Annotated in this window: 12 protein-coding genes and 1 pseudogene; 7 read left to right on the top strand and 6 right to left on the bottom strand. The window is 71.2% G+C overall.

Going from position 1 to position 13,434, the window contains the following annotated elements:
- The first annotated feature begins 185 nt into the window (after window positions 1–185).
- Complete coding sequence (locus ACZ4VT_RS30365) at window positions 186–1,559, top strand: FAD-binding oxidoreductase (RefSeq protein ID WP_467954449.1); 1,374 nt, start codon at window positions 186–188, stop codon at window positions 1,557–1,559.
- A 26-nt stretch (window positions 1,560–1,585) separates the two neighbouring features.
- Here the strand turns inward: ACZ4VT_RS30365 and ACZ4VT_RS30360 are convergent, their stop codons facing one another.
- Complete coding sequence (locus ACZ4VT_RS30360; protein ID WP_467954447.1) at window positions 1,586–3,598, bottom strand: bifunctional glycosyltransferase 87/phosphatase PAP2 family protein; 2,013 nt, start codon at window positions 3,596–3,598, stop codon at window positions 1,586–1,588.
- Between the two features lie 107 nt (window positions 3,599–3,705).
- Between ACZ4VT_RS30360 and ACZ4VT_RS30355 the strand changes: the two genes are divergently transcribed.
- Window positions 3,706–4,053, top strand: a complete 348-nt coding sequence (locus tag ACZ4VT_RS30355; protein WP_467954445.1) for an antibiotic biosynthesis monooxygenase family protein — start codon at window positions 3,706–3,708, stop codon at window positions 4,051–4,053.
- A gap of 120 nt (window positions 4,054–4,173) precedes the next feature.
- Here the strand turns inward: ACZ4VT_RS30355 and ACZ4VT_RS30350 are convergent, their stop codons facing one another.
- On the bottom strand, window positions 4,174–4,569 hold the full coding sequence (locus ACZ4VT_RS30350) for a nuclear transport factor 2 family protein (RefSeq protein ID WP_467954443.1): 396 nt from the start codon (window positions 4,567–4,569) through the stop codon (window positions 4,174–4,176).
- 283 nt (window positions 4,570–4,852) lie between these two features.
- Between ACZ4VT_RS30350 and ACZ4VT_RS30345 the strand changes: the two genes are divergently transcribed.
- Window positions 4,853–5,281 (top strand): GNAT family N-acetyltransferase, encoded by a 429-nt coding sequence (locus ACZ4VT_RS30345; protein ID WP_467954465.1) that lies wholly within the window; start codon window positions 4,853–4,855, stop codon window positions 5,279–5,281.
- A gap of 66 nt (window positions 5,282–5,347) precedes the next feature.
- On the opposite strand, the gene ACZ4VT_RS30340 is transcribed toward ACZ4VT_RS30345, so the two are convergent.
- Entirely contained in the window at window positions 5,348–7,417 is a 2,070-nt protein-coding gene (locus ACZ4VT_RS30340; protein ID WP_467954441.1) for a DHA2 family efflux MFS transporter permease subunit, read from the bottom strand.
- A gap of 204 nt (window positions 7,418–7,621) precedes the next feature.
- On the opposite strand from ACZ4VT_RS30340, the gene ACZ4VT_RS30335 reads away from it, so the two are divergent.
- Window positions 7,622–8,521 carry a peptidoglycan-binding domain-containing protein gene (locus ACZ4VT_RS30335; protein ID WP_467954439.1) on the top strand — a complete coding sequence of 300 codons (900 nt, stop codon included), beginning with the start codon at window positions 7,622–7,624 and terminating at the stop codon, window positions 8,519–8,521.
- Window positions 8,522–8,779: 258 nt separating this feature from the next.
- Complete coding sequence (locus ACZ4VT_RS30330; protein WP_467954437.1) at window positions 8,780–9,463, top strand: HAD-IA family hydrolase; 684 nt, start codon at window positions 8,780–8,782, stop codon at window positions 9,461–9,463.
- A gap of 718 nt (window positions 9,464–10,181) precedes the next feature.
- On the opposite strand, the gene ACZ4VT_RS30325 is transcribed toward ACZ4VT_RS30330, so the two are convergent.
- Entirely contained in the window at window positions 10,182–10,697 is a 516-nt protein-coding gene (locus tag ACZ4VT_RS30325) for a putative immunity protein (RefSeq protein ID WP_467954435.1), read from the bottom strand.
- Window positions 10,698–10,906: 209 nt separating this feature from the next.
- On the opposite strand from ACZ4VT_RS30325, the pseudogene ACZ4VT_RS30320 reads away from it, so the two are divergent.
- Window positions 10,907–11,188: pseudogene (locus ACZ4VT_RS30320) on the top strand (IS982 family transposase); the annotation flags it as partial.
- Between the two features lie 15 nt (window positions 11,189–11,203).
- Here ACZ4VT_RS30320 and ACZ4VT_RS30315 read toward each other — a convergent pair.
- Window positions 11,204–11,836 (bottom strand): SMI1/KNR4 family protein, encoded by a 633-nt coding sequence (locus tag ACZ4VT_RS30315; protein WP_467954433.1) that lies wholly within the window; start codon window positions 11,834–11,836, stop codon window positions 11,204–11,206.
- Between the two features lie 233 nt (window positions 11,837–12,069).
- Between ACZ4VT_RS30315 and ACZ4VT_RS30310 the strand changes: the two genes are divergently transcribed.
- The gene (locus tag ACZ4VT_RS30310) at window positions 12,070–12,294 is read left to right on the top strand and encodes a hypothetical protein (RefSeq protein ID WP_467954431.1); all 225 of its coding nucleotides are present in this window, start codon (window positions 12,070–12,072) and stop codon (window positions 12,292–12,294) included.
- Window positions 12,295–12,674: 380 nt separating this feature from the next.
- On the opposite strand, the gene ACZ4VT_RS30305 is transcribed toward ACZ4VT_RS30310, so the two are convergent.
- Window positions 12,675–13,304, bottom strand: a complete 630-nt coding sequence (locus ACZ4VT_RS30305) for a DinB family protein (protein ID WP_467954463.1) — start codon at window positions 13,302–13,304, stop codon at window positions 12,675–12,677.
- Window positions 13,305–13,434 lie beyond the last annotated feature (130 nt).

The raw sequence follows: 13,434 nt of genomic DNA, 5'->3' as shown, positions 1-13,434 counted from the left end.
GTGGGGGGGACGGGGACCGCTCCCCGCCGGGGGGGGGGACGGACCGAAACGGGTCACCCCGGAAGAACGGTGGGGCTCCAGCGGGGGGGGCGCGGGGGCCGGGTTTCCCCCGCCCCCCCTTCGGCCCGCGGCGGGCAGGGCCGGACCCACGAGCGACGCCGATCCCCCAGTGCCAGACTGAACACATGGCCATGCTCAGCCAGTCCTTCCGGGGGCGGCAGGTGCGGCCCGGAGACCCCTCCTACGACGAGGACCGTCGGATCTGGAACGGCTCCGTCGACCGCTCCCCCGCCCTCATCGCCTACTGCACGGGCGTCGCCGACGTCATCGACGCCGTCCGCTTCGCGGCCGCCTCCGGGCTCCCCCTCGCCGTGCGCTCCGGCGGCCACAGCTTCCCCGGCCAGTCGGTGTGCGACGACGGCATCGTCATCGACCTCTCCCCGATGCGCGGGATCCGCGTGGACCCCGAGGCCCGTACGGTCAGGGCGCAGGCGGGGGTGCTGCTCGGCGAGCTGGACCGGGAGACGCAGGCCTTCGGGCTGGCCGTCCCGGCCGGGATCGTCACGCACACCGGCCTGGCCGGGCTCACCCTCGGCGGCGGCATCGGCTGGCTGATGCGCAAGTACGGGCTCACCATCGACCAGCTGCTGTCCGTGGACCTGGTGACCGCCGACGGAACGTTCCTGAAGGCGAGCGCGGACGAGAACCCCGATCTGTTCTGGGGGGTGCGCGGTGGCGGCGGGAACTTCGGGATCGTCACCGAGTTCGAGTTCCGCCTCAATCCGCTGGGGCCGGTGGTGCTGGCCGGGCCCGTCGTCTGGCCGATGGCCGAGTCGGCGCGGCTGCTGCGCTTCTACCGCGAGTGGATCACCGACGTGCCGGACGAGCTGACCACGGCGATCGTCCACCGCAAGGCGCCCGCCGTCGACTACGTGCCGGCCGAACTGCGCGGACAGCCCGTCGTGATGGTGGTCTGCTGCTACGCGGGGCCCGTCGAGGACGGGCAGGAGGTGCTGCGGCCGCTGCGCGAGTCCGGCACCGGCTCCGCGCCCGTGCTGGACCTGTGCGCGCCGAAGCCGTTCACCGAGCACCAGGCGATGTTCGACCCGTCGTTCCCGCACGGCCGCTGGTACTACTTCAAGTCCTGCGACGTCGACCGGCTCACCGACGAGGTCATCGACCGTACGGCCGAGCACGCGGCCCGGATCGTCTCGCCGCTCACCGCCTTCCCGATCTTCCAGCTCGGCGGGGCCATCGCCCGCGTCGGGGAGGACGAGACGGCCTTCGGCGGGCGCGGCGCCGGGCACACGTTCAACATCAACGGGACGACGGAGGGCGCCGACGGCTTCGAGGCCGAGCGGACGTGGGCGCGCGGCCTGTGGTCGGCCCTCGCCCCCCACCACACCGGGGTGTACTCGAACTTCCTGATGGAGGAGGGCGAGGAGCGCGTGGAGCAGGCGTACGGGGCGCGGAAGTACCGGCGGCTGCGCGAGCTGAAACGCCGCTACGACCCCGGCAACCTCTTCCGCCTCAACCAGAACATCCCGCCGGCACCCTGAAGGCCGCGCACACCCCCGAGGGGCGCCTACGAACTCCGCGCCCCGGCCCCCACCGGCTGCTCCTCGTCGCTGCGGCGCTGCCCCGGGAGGCTCACCTGCAGCCTCCGCGGCCCGGACAGCACGTACACGAGCCCGAAGCCGGCGGTCACGACGACCGCGCCGCCCACCGCGTCCAGCACCCAGTGGTTGGCGGTGGCGACGATCGCGCACACCGTGATCAGCGGGTGCAGCGCCCCGAGCAGCTTCTGCCAGCCCTTCGGCGCGAGCACGACGATCACGATCCCGCACCACAGCGACCAGCCGAAGTGCAGCGAGGGCATCGCCGCGTACTGGTTGGAGATCGCGGTCATCGCCCCGTACGAGGGGTTGGCGAGGTCCTGCGGTCCGTGGACGGTGTCGATGAAGTCGAGGCCGGGCATCAGGCGCGGCGGCGCGAGCGGGTACAGCCAGAAGCCGACGAGCGCGAGGACGGTGGCCAGGCCCAGGGAGGCGCGGGCCCAGCGGTAGTCGCCGGGGCGCCGCCAGTACAGGACCGCCAGGATCGTCAGCGGGACCACGAAGTGGAAGGAGGTGTAGTAGAAGTTGAAGAACGCCTCCAGCCAGGGCGTGTTCACGACGGCGTGGTTCACGGCGTGCTCGATGTCGATGCCGAGCGCCTTCTCGATGCCGTGGATCTGGCTGCCGTTGCCCTCGGCGAGGGTGCGGCTGGTGGGCGCGGCGGCCCGGATGTGCGAGTAGAGCGAGTAGCCGACCCGTATCAGCAGGAGTTCCAGCAGTAGGTTCGGGCGGAACAGCACGCGCCGCCAGAACGGCAGCAGCGGCACCCGCTGCCAGCGGGCGGCGGCCGGCTGCCCGTAGGCGGTCGGTACGGGCTCGCGCCAGTACGGCGACGAGCGCGGCAGGAACGGCACCGCGCAGGCCGCGGCGAGCGCGGCGAGCAGCAGCACGTTGTCCCGTACGGGGGCCAGTGCGGCCAGGTTCGGCAGCAGCACGGAGCTCGGCAGGGTCATGGCGAGGACCACGGCCACCGGCCACACGGGCCGGTCGGCGGCGCGCCGGCCCACCTTGCCGGCGACGGCGAGCAGCACCCACAGCAGCTGGTGGCGCCAGCCGGTCGGGGCCACGGCGACGGCCACACAGCCGGTGACGGCGACGGCGAGCAGCAGCTGACCGTCACGGGCGTAGCGGACCGCACGGCGCAGGCCGCACCAGACGACGGCGCCCGCGAGGACCGCGTAGAGCAGGATCTCGGCGGGGCCGCTCAGGCCCAGGCGCAGCAGCGCACCGTGCACGGACTGGTTGGCGAGGCTGTCGGGGGCGCCGCCGAGGCCGGTGCCGGCCAGGTGCTGGGCCCAGTACGTCCAGGAGTCGCGCGGCATGGCCGCCCAGGACAGCGCGGTGGCTCCGGCGAAGGTCACGGCGGCGGTGCGGGCTGCGGGGCGGCGCCCGGACAGCCACAGCAGCGGGGCGAACAGCAGCAGCGCCGGCTGGAGCGCGGCCGCGAGGCCGACGAGGAAGCCCGCGGGCCGGTCTCCGGGCACGCGGAAGACCGCCAGGAGCACCAGCAGCACCGGCAGGACGGCGGTCTGGCCCGGTGAGGCGGCCTCGCGGACGGGCAGCGAGACCATCATCAGCGCGGTCAGCACGGGCGCGGCGAGCAGCGCGGTGCGCCGCGGCACGGGGTCGGGCAGGCCGCGCGCGGCGACGAGCCCGATCGCGGCGACGCACAGCAGCGTCACGCAGGTCCAGGCCACCTCCAGGGAGGGGGCGGCGAAGCCGACGAGCGGCTTCAGGACCAGCCCGGCGAAGGGGGTGCCGGCGAACTGGCCGGAGTCGTAGAGCGAGCCGGGGAGGGCGGCGGGAAGGTGCAGGCCGCTGAGCCACTCGCCGGGTGGCACCCGCAGCACCGCGGCCGCCTGTCTGACGGCGAGGGCGCCCGCCAGCGCCCACAGGAGGAGGCGTGCCGCCCCGAGCCTGCCGCTATCGCCTATGACCCCGGCATGTCCGTTCGCACCACTGTGCTCTGCCGCGTTAGCCACGCCTCGCCGGCCTCCCGCCCTGTTGACCGCAACCCTGACTTCGCCTGGCTGCCGCGCTCCATTACCCGCACGACGATATCTCCCGCGGGATACCTAGGATGGCTCCCATGAGCATCGTGAAGATCAACGCACTGACGGTTCCCGCCGAGCAGCGGGAAGTTCTGGAGCGGCGCTTCGCCTCTCGGGCCGGGACGGTGGAGGGTTCGGACGGGTTCGAATGGTTCGAGCTGCTGCGCCCGGTGGAGGGCACCGACCAGTACCTCGTCTACACGCGCTGGCGTTCGGAGGAGGACTTCCAGGCGTGGATGGAGGGGCCGATGAAGGCCGCTCACCAGGGCGGCGGCGCGGGTTCCGAGGGCGGCGAGGGCGGCGGCGAGCGGCCGAGGCCGGCGGCTTCGGCGTCGACGGTGTGGTCGTTCGAGGTCGTGCAGCAGGCGGCGCCGAAGAAGGCCTGACCCGTCAGGGGTGCGGGGTGCGGGGGGGGGGGGGGGGGGGGGGGGGGGCACGCCCCCCCCCCCCCCCCCCCCCCCCCCCCCCACTCCGCACCCCTGAGGGATGTGCGTCGGGGGCGTGCGTCAGCTCCAGAAGGCGTCTTCCTCGTCGATGTCCGCGGTGCACTGGTCGATGTCGGTGATCTTGTGGCCGACGATCGTGAAGAAGAGCCCTTCGCGGATCTCGATGCCGCGGTCGCCGCGGTCACCGCGCGCCGTGTGGAAACTCATCACGTGCCCCCGCCCGTCCGCCAGCACCGATTCCAGGTGGACCTGGAAGGTGCCCTTCGTCTCCTCGCCGAGCCGGCGGTAGAAGTCGAGCACGTTCTCGCGGCCCTTGTGGTGCCCGGACATGGGGTTGCTGCCGGGCACGTGGTGGATCACGTCAGCCGTCAGCAGCGTGCCCATCGTCTCCAGGTCGCCCTTGCCGAAGGCCTCGTAGCCGCGGCGGACCAAGGCACAGTCGGGATGCTCTGACATGGCGTTTCACACCCTCCGGGTCGCGCGAAATGTCCTTTACCTATCATCGGCCCGGCGTTGTGGATATTCCACGCGGGACTTCCGCCGCGAACTCCACAATGACTCCATGAACACGATCAACACACCCAGTGACCAGCGCGGCAGGCACGGCGACCCGCTCGGCGGCGGCCGGCTCGGCGGCGGCCGGCTCGGCGGCGAGCGCCGCACGGCCACCGCACCTCTCGCGGCCTCCGCGTCGTGGACCGCCGTCCCCGAACCCGTCACCTCCCCCGACGCCACGCTCCTGCGCCGCGCGTACTACGCCGAGGTCGCCGGCCGGTACTGGAAACGGCAGGTCACCGAAGCCGAGATCGACCAGGGGCTGCTGGACTTCCCGGACGACGGGCTGCTCCCGCCGACGGGCCAGTTCGTCGTGGGCCGGCGCGCAGGCGAGCCCCTCGCGTGCGGCGGCCTGCGCCTGCTCGACCCCGCCACCGCCGAGCTCACCAAGGTGTATGTCGACCCGCGCGCCCGCGGTACCGGCGGCGGGGCGGCGCTGCTCGGGGTGCTGGAGGCGCAGGCCCGTGCGCTGGGCGCGGAGCGGGTCCGGCTGGACACCCGGTCGGATCTCGTCGAGGCCCGCGCGTTGTACGCGCGTCACGGGTACGCGGAGATACCCGCGTACAGCTCGGGCCCGTACGCGGAGCACTGGTTCGAGAAGCGCCTGGTCTGACCCGTGACCTGCCCCCCGGTCTGACCCCCGGTCTGACCCCGCAGGGGCCCACCGCACGGCACGGGTCTAGTGCGCGGCGTGGTCCCGTCGCGGCGCGGCGTCGTAGGGCTCCTCGGCGTCGGATCCGCACAGCTCCGTATTGATCTCCTCGACCAGCTTGATCAGGTCGGTCGGGCGGTCCGGGCCCCACCAGTCGCCGAGCAGTTCGGCGAGGGACTCCTGCCGGGCCTCGGCGAGCCTCTCGGCGGTCTCGCGCCCCTTGTCGGTCAGGATCAACGCCAGTCCGTCGCGGGTGGCGAGCCCGCGCCCCTCGACCTGGCGGGCGGCTTCCGTGACGGCCTTCAGTGGCACGTTGGTTCGCTCGGCGAGCAGCGCGGGCTCGGTGGAGCCGTACTTCTTGATCCGCAGCAGCAGCCAGCTGGCGGCGGGCAGCAGGTCGTAGCCCGCCTTCGCGGTGATCTTCTCGTAGACGTGGCGGCGGCCCTCGCGGGTGCCGAGGACCGACAGTGCGCGGGCGACCTCGTCACGGGAGGAGCGGTGGACCGGGTTGGAGGCCAGGGTCTCGGTCACATCGGGTGCGGTGACCGAGGTGCGGAGCTTGTCCTCCTTCAGGAAGCAGGCGATCACGAAGGCGACCAGGACGATCGGCACGGCGTAGAGGAAGACGTCGGTGATGGCTTCGGCGTAGGCGTCGAGCACGCGGGGACGAATGCCGGCCGGGAGCGTGGTGATGGCCCGCGGGTCGGCCTCCAGCTGCGCGACGCCGGCTCCGGCGGGCAGCTGGACATCCGCGAGGGAGGCGGCGAGCTTGTTCTCGAGCCCGTTGGTGAAGACCGTGCCGAAGATCGCGACGCCGAAGGAGGCGCCGATGGAGCGGAAGAAGGTGGCACCGGAGGTGGCGACGCCGAGGTCGGCGTAGCTGACGGCGTTCTGCACGACCAGGACGAGTACCTGCATGACCAGGCCGAGACCGGCACCGAAGACGAAGAAGTAGATGCTCATCTCCCAGGTGGAGCTGGTGCGGTGCAGCTGGTGCAGGAGGAGCAGGCCGATGGCGGTGACGCCGGTGCCGGCGATCGGGAAGACCTTCCAGCGGCCGGTGCGGCTGACGATCTGGCCGGAGGCGGTGGAGGAGATCAGCATGCCGAGCACCATCGGCAGCATGTGGACGCCCGACATGGTCGGTGAGACGCCTTGGACGACCTGGAGGAAGGTCGGCAGGTAGACCATCGCACCGAACATCGCGAAGCCGACGACGAAGCTGATCGCCGAGCAGAGGGTGAAGGTGCGGATGTGGAACAGGCCCAGTGGGAGGACGGGTTCGGCGGCCTTGCGTTCCACGAAGACGAAGACGGCGAGCAGCGCGGCGCCGAGGACGGCGAGGCCGATGATCCGGGCGGAGCCCCAGCCCCAGGTGCCGCCGAGGGAGGCGACGAGGACGAGGCAGGTGGCGACGCAGGCGATGAGGAAGGTGCCGATGTAATCGATGGTGTGCTTGGAGGAGCGGGCCGGGATGTGCAGGACGGCGGCGATGACGACGAGCGCGACGAGACCGATGGGGAGGTTGATGTAGAAGACCCAGCGCCAGGACAGGTGGTCCACGAAGAGGCCGCCCAGCAGTGGGCCCAGCACGCTGGTCGCGCCGAAGACGGCGCCGAAGAGGCCCTGGTATTTGCCGCGTTCGCGGGGCGGGACGATGTCGCCGACGATCGCCATCGACAGCACGATCAGTCCGCCGCCGCCCAGGCCCTGGAGGGCGCGGAAGCCGATGAGCTGGGGCATGTCCTGGGCGAGCCCGCAGAGCGCCGACCCGATCAGGAAGATGACGATGGCGTACTGGAAGAGCTTCTTGCGTCCGTACTGGTCGCCGAGCTTCCCCCACAGGGGGGTGGCCGCGGTGGAGGCGAGCATGTAGGCGGTGACGACCCAGGAGAGGTGGGCCATGCCGCCGAGTTCGCTGACGATGGTCGGCAGGGCGGTGGAGACGATGGTCTGGTCGAGCGCGGCGATCAGCAGGCCCAGCAGCAGGGCGCCGATGGAGACGAGGACCTCGCGGGAGGTGTGTTCGGAGACGGGGCCGGGCTTCCGCGGGCCGCGACCGGGGCCCACGGCATCCGTGGTCACATCCTGAGCCATCATTCCTCCTCAGGCCGGATCAACATCTCCATCCTGAGCGGTGTGTCCGGTTATGGCCTCTCGGGCTGGTGAGGAGCACTCCGGCGGGTCTGCATAATCGCAGGCAACGGCCAGGGAAGGAGTCCAGTGAGCGGTGAGCACTGTCCAGATTGCGGCGCTGTCGGCGCCGGCTGCGGGTGTGCGCCGGGTGTGGGTTTCAACCCCTTGCGCATCCGTCCGTACGTGACGCTGTCCAACCCGGGCGAGCCGGACGAGGTGTCCCCGCCGCCGATATCCGGCGTGGTCACCCCGAACCCGCGCCCGGAGCCGGCGCAGGACGACACCCCGGCGTACGGGATACCTGTCGCGCCGCCGACGGTCCCGTGGCAGGACGGTCCACCGGTGCACGCCCCGCACCTGGCCGACACGACCCGCCTCTGGGCCATCCCGGATCCGGACCACCCGCCCGCAGGCGCAGGCATGGGCACAGGCGGCGGCATAGACGGCGGCAGAGGCGGAACGGGCGAGGGAGGGGGTGGGGGCGGGGGCGGGGGCCCGGAGAAGCGAAACGGCTCCGGTTCTCGCCGCCCGCTGGCGCTGCTCCTCGGTGCCGCGGCGGTGGTCGCCCTCAGCGGGACGGCCATGGCGGTCTGGGTGCTTCCGAGCGACTCGGGGAACGAGGTCACCCTGCTCGACGCGAAGGCGCCGTCGCCCGCGGTGAGCGCAGCCCCGGCCGCACCGTCCCCGACCCCCACCCAGGCCTCGGGCGGCCCGTCCGCTTCGGCCTCCCCGTCGCCGAGCGCCTCGAAGTCGGCGTCGCCGTCCCCGTCACCGAGCGCGTCCCGTACGTCCGCGCCCCCGTCCGCGAGCCCGTCGCCCAGCGCGAGCCGCTCGTCCACCCCGCCGCCCTCGCAGGCCCCGATCCTGCGTTACGGCGACTCGGGTCCGGAGGTGGAGAAGCTGCAGCGGCTGCTGTCGGCGCAGGGCCTGTACCGGGGCAAGTTCCACGGGAAGTTCGACTGGCGGGTCGAGGACGCGCTGTCGGAGTTCCAGTACTCCCGCGGCATCGACGACCAGGAGTGGGGCATCTACGGTCCGGTGACCCGCAAGGCGCTGGAGGGGTAGCCGCTGCCGGGAGCGGCTACGTGGGGACACCGTGGCGTGGGGACACACCGTGCCGTGGGACAGCCCATGTCGCGGGGGCACAGCGTGCCGGGCCCCGAGCGTGGGGACACACCGTAGGGACAGGGGTCACACCCCCGCCGGTGGCGAACACCGCCCTTCGTTTTGTATCGTGTGGGAACAAAGTGGTTCCGTCCTCATTCCCTGACCGGTGGACGGAACCACTTGTTCTCTTTTCCCGCCCCGTCTGGAGCCCCGCCGATGCCGGCCAGCACCACCACCGCACCCGTCGTCCTCACCGCCAAAGCGCTGCTCCTGGACATGGACGGCACGATCGTCAACTCCGACGCGGTGGTCGAGCGGTGCTGGCGTGACTGGGCGCTGTCCCACGGTCTGGACCCGGAGGAAGCCCTGAAGGTGGTGCACGGCCGCCAGGGCTACGCCACCATGGCCGTCCTCCTGCCGGACCGTCCGATGGAGATCAACCACGCCGAGAACGCCGTGATGCTGGCCCGCGAGACCGCCGACACCGACGGTGTGGTCCCGGTCGCGGGCGCCCCGGCGTTCATGGCGGCGATAGCCGCCCTGCCGCACGCCCTGGTCACCTCCGCCGACGCCGCCCTGGCCACGGCCCGGATGACGGCCGCCGCCCTTCCGATGCCCGCGGTACGGGTCACGGCCGAGTCCGTCCAGGCCAGCAAGCCCGACCCCGAGGGCTTCCTCAAGGGCGCCGCCGCACTGGGCGTGGACCCGGCCGACTGCATCGTGTTCGAGGACTCGGCCGCGGGCATCGCCGCCGGCCGCGCGGCAGGCATGCGCGTGATCGGCGTGGGCCCCCGCGCAGCCGCCCACGCCCCGACGACCCACGTCGCGGACCTGACGACCCTCACGGTGACGAGCACCGAGAACGGCTCGATCCAGCTCACGGTGGCTGCGACGGCCTGAGGCCCGGCTTCGGGGGCGGGATCTGGGCCGGGCGGAATCAGAGAAGGCGGGGTGGGGGTTTCCCGTCAGTCTCATCGTCCTTCCGTGTCGGGCCGGCCCCTCAAGGGCGCTCCTTCGTCGCGTCGCTACGCGATGGCCTTCGGCCACCCTTGACCGACCGACCCGCCACGGAAACCCGAAGACAGCCGAGAAACCCCCAAAAGAACGGGCCGGGCGATCGGAGCAGGGGCGGCCCCGTCGGTGGTTTCCGGGCGGGCGTTCCGGTGCGCACCCGATCGCTACGCGCTTCGCACGTCTCAGCGTCTGCCGGCCGTCCTGGGCTGGACATAAGCCGCCACAGATCGCTACGCGCTTCGCCGGTCCCGGCGGCTGCCGGCCGTCTGGGGTCGGACACAGGCACGATGGTGGCAGCCGTCGCGATCTGGCTCGGGACCTGAGGGGCGAGCACGCGCGGGGCGGCCGGTATCAGGGGCTCGATTCGGTCCACATCGCCGAGACACGTTCCGGCTGGGCGGACTCGCCGGTGAGACAGGCGTGGCACAGGCATCGGTCAGGGTGGGGATTGGATCTCGCGATCTCCGCCCGGTACTGGCGCGCATACCGCTCCAGCGTCGGGGAGGCGGTCTCTGCGTAGTCCTCACCGACGCCAAGCCACGACGTTCGCGGCTATCAACCAGGCCGGCTCCGGCATGGCACCTGACTCGTTCACCCGTCCCCGTCAACAGTCGAAGACCGACCAGCAGATCCCGTTTCGCAACCGCTGGTCATCCAAGACGAGTTCACGAATCTCATCGGGTAGCTGTTCGCGCTGCCAAAGGCACTCGAGCCTACCGGCGCTCTCGCCCTCCCGTCCGGGAGCGGTCGCACGCACGGCCTTGATCGCGTAGGCCGCGGCGCCGAGTTCGTGTGCGGCGACATGCGCCACGACAGCCGCCTGGCCGGCAGCGAAGGCGGCGTGCCGAGCGGCTCCGCTCAACACTCTTGCCGCAGCCATCGCGTGACCACCCGCCGCTCGGGACTGAGACATCCTGATCTCGCCGCACGCCCATGCCCGAATCTGCTCGATCGCCTCACGGGGCCGTGGGTCCGAGGGCTCCACCGACTCGAAGAGGTGCAGAACGTGCTCCGCGCACGCGGCAGCCCACAAAGCCAGCAGCCGATGGTCGGAATCCGTAAGCGTCCCTCCACGGCGGATGGTGATGAAGCGGGGGTCACGATCTTTCGGAAGAATCATGGTGTTCCAAGGGATCGACTGCGCTCATGAATCGACGTGCTGGGCTTCCGTCCCGGGCGGAACCGTCTCGGTACCGAGCGGCCAGCGATGGCCGGCGTCATGCAGCTCGCTCAACGCGAGTGATCGTTGGACACCAGCACCTGGGCCAACCGGGCTGCTGCGGCGACTACGGCAGGCCAGCATGGTGAGTCCAGATAGACCTCGTCGCCGAGCGCGACCTCGCCGACTTGGGCGTCCGTCTGCTGCGGCCGGCCCGCAGGGGCGAACCCCAACGGGCCGGAGCCGAGCTGTTCAGGCCGCTGCGACAGCTGATCGAGTCGGTCAACCAGACCCTCAAGGGACAGCTCGACCTCGAACGGCACGGCGGCCGCACGCCCGCCGGGGTCACCGTCCGCGTCCTGCAACGACTCCTCGCCCTGACCGCCGCGATCTGGCACAACCACAAGACCGGCGGACCGGTCATCCGCTCGCAGACCGCCTATGACCACTGACCTTGGAATCAATATCTAGTCGTCAATGGCGGGGTACATGTGGGCGTAGGGATCGGGCTCGCCGGTGTACGGGTCCAGCCCGGCCAGATGCCGTCGACGTTGCTCGCGCCAGCTGACGAAGGTGTCCGTCCGCTTCCAGAGGGAAGCGTCGCCGAGTGGGCAGGCGTCGAACTGGCCCAGCATCATGCGGGTCATGAACCGGACCATGCCGCAGTCGAACAGAGCCCAAGGCGACTCGCCCCACGAGTGGTGCCGACGCCAGGCCACGACAGGCCACTTGTCCGGGTCAGGGCCGTTCATGAGCCAGCCCATCTCGTTGGCGTTCATCCCAGAGCCCCAGGGAAGAACGGCATCCGCGCCGAGCGCCACACCCGGGACACCTGAGTCGTCCTCCCAGAGCCCGCGCAGGCCGGCTGTCGTGCTTCCGATGTGACAGCTTTCGTACCCGCGCACGTCACTCGGGAGCGGCGGCAGGATGACGAGCTCTCCGAGATCGCCCACGCCGTACGTGTCCAGTAGAGCCTTGTAGTCACTCGGCAGCCTGGTGCCCAGCGCAGCCTCGGCCGCATCCCAGTCGATCCGCTCGCCACCGGCCAAGTCCGCCGGCACAAGATCGAGCAATATGGCCACGTCAGGATGAATGCCCATGGCGGGGCCCCCTTGAGTAGATGATCAGCAACCCTAGTCGCGCACGCTGACACCGCCGCTCGCCATCAGACACCAGCTGCAGGCAGCCGAAGATGCCCGCATGGCGGCTGTCAAGCCACGAGATTCAGCGACATGACGCCGTCCGCCCGATCAAGCTCAATTGAGTCACGGGCTAGCCCGCCCACCTCGCCCTTCACCTGCCGTCCGCCGCTTCCTCATGGAGGAGGATCCCCATGACCCGCACCCCGCGTCTCGCCCTGTTCACCACCGTGACCGCGCTGGCCGTGGGCGGCGTCGCACTATCCTCCGGCGCATGCACCGCCCCCACGATCGTCATATCCGAAAAAGAACCGGCCCCCAAGATCGACGATCACGACAACAGCACAGAATTCAGCTTTCTGGAAATAGTGAATTCCTGGCGAAACAGCATGTTCAATGACGTGTCGGAATTGAACTAACCAAGCAACCCCAGACGGCCGGCAGTCGCCGGGACCGGCGAAGCGCGTAGCGATCGGTGGCGGCTTTTGTCCAGCCCAGGACGGCCGGCAGACGCTGAGACGTGCGAAGCGCGTAGCGATCGGGTGCGCACCGGAACGCCCGCCCGGAAACCACCGACGGGGCCGCCCCTGTTCCGATCGCCCGGCTCGTTCTTTTTGGGGTTTCTCGGCTGTCTTCGGGTTTCCGTGGCGGGTCGGTCGGTCAAGGGTGGCCGAAGGCCATCGCGTAGCGACGCGACGAAGGAGCGCCCTTGAGGGGCCGGCCCGCCACGGAAGGACGATGAGACTGACGGGAAACCCCCACCCGCGCTTCTCTGATCCCGCTCCCCCGAAGCCCCGCCCTACTGGCCCACTCGCCCGTCGATGCGTTCCCGTAGGAAGTCCGCGTGGCCGTTGTGGCGGGCGTATTCCTCGATCATGTGGACCAGGACCTCGCGGAGTTCCATCGGCTCGTCGCCCGCGCCTCCTGCACCCCCAACACCTCCCGCGTCGCCTGTGCCGCCCGTCACGCCCGTGACGCCCGGGACGCCCGTAACGCCCGTGACGCCCGTAACGCCCGTGACGCCCGTGACGCCCGTGACGCCCAGGCTGGGGGCCTGCGCGACGAGTTGTTCCGCGAAGGCGACTTCGGCCCGCCAGCGCGCCCACGCGTCCGCGACCACCGCCGGGTCGGCCACCGCGCCGGTGAACTCGCCCGCGGGTTCGTCCTCCGAGCGGTAGTGGCGGCGTACGTCCTGGCCCGCCATGACCTGCCGGAACCAGTACTGCTCAACGCCCGCGAGGTGGCGTACGAGACCGAGCAGGGACAGGTTGGACGGTTCCACCGAGCGGCGCGCGAGGGCCTCCGCGTCGAGGCCCGCGCACTTGAGCTCCAGCGTCAGCCGCTGATCGCGCAGGTAGCCGGCGAGCACGGCCCGTTCGCCCTGGAACCCACCGTCGGTCCGGATGTCCTCGTCGGGGTGGACGAACATGTTGGACCAGCCGAACCGGCGGTCGGAGGAGGGGACGGATCCAGCCGGGGGCGCGGGTCGGCTGGAGGAGCCTGTGGGGCTGGAGGGCCCCGCGGGGGCGGTGGTGTCGGTCACGCGCACGAGCGTGACC

The sequence above is a fragment of the Streptomyces sp. NPDC029164 genome (genome assembly GCF_055563995.1).
Note: the sequence above shows the minus strand (reverse complement) of the source record. Positions and strands in the feature narration are given on the sequence as shown.

What these genes read in the sequence shown, in the direction of transcription:
- ACZ4VT_RS30365 (WP_467954449.1), top strand. Translation starts at nt 186, where the DNA reads ATGGCCATGCTCAGCCAGTCCTTCCGGGGGCGGCAGGTGCGGCCCGGA.
- ACZ4VT_RS30355 (WP_467954445.1), top strand. Translation starts at nt 3,706, where the DNA reads ATGAGCATCGTGAAGATCAACGCACTGACGGTTCCCGCCGAGCAGCGG.
- ACZ4VT_RS30350 (WP_467954443.1), bottom strand. Translation starts at nt 4,569, where the DNA reads ATGTCAGAGCATCCCGACTGTGCCTTGGTCCGCCGCGGCTACGAGGCC.
- ACZ4VT_RS30340 (WP_467954441.1), bottom strand. Translation starts at nt 7,417, where the DNA reads ATGGCTCAGGATGTGACCACGGATGCCGTGGGCCCCGGTCGCGGCCCG.
- ACZ4VT_RS30330 (WP_467954437.1), top strand. Translation starts at nt 8,780, where the DNA reads ATGCCGGCCAGCACCACCACCGCACCCGTCGTCCTCACCGCCAAAGCG.
- ACZ4VT_RS30325 (WP_467954435.1), bottom strand. Translation starts at nt 10,697, where the DNA reads ATGATTCTTCCGAAAGATCGTGACCCCCGCTTCATCACCATCCGCCGT.
- ACZ4VT_RS30315 (WP_467954433.1), bottom strand. Translation starts at nt 11,836, where the DNA reads ATGGGCATTCATCCTGACGTGGCCATATTGCTCGATCTTGTGCCGGCG.
- ACZ4VT_RS30310 (WP_467954431.1), top strand. Translation starts at nt 12,070, where the DNA reads ATGACCCGCACCCCGCGTCTCGCCCTGTTCACCACCGTGACCGCGCTG.
- ACZ4VT_RS30305 (WP_467954463.1), bottom strand. Translation starts at nt 13,304, where the DNA reads ATGTTCGTCCACCCCGACGAGGACATCCGGACCGACGGTGGGTTCCAG.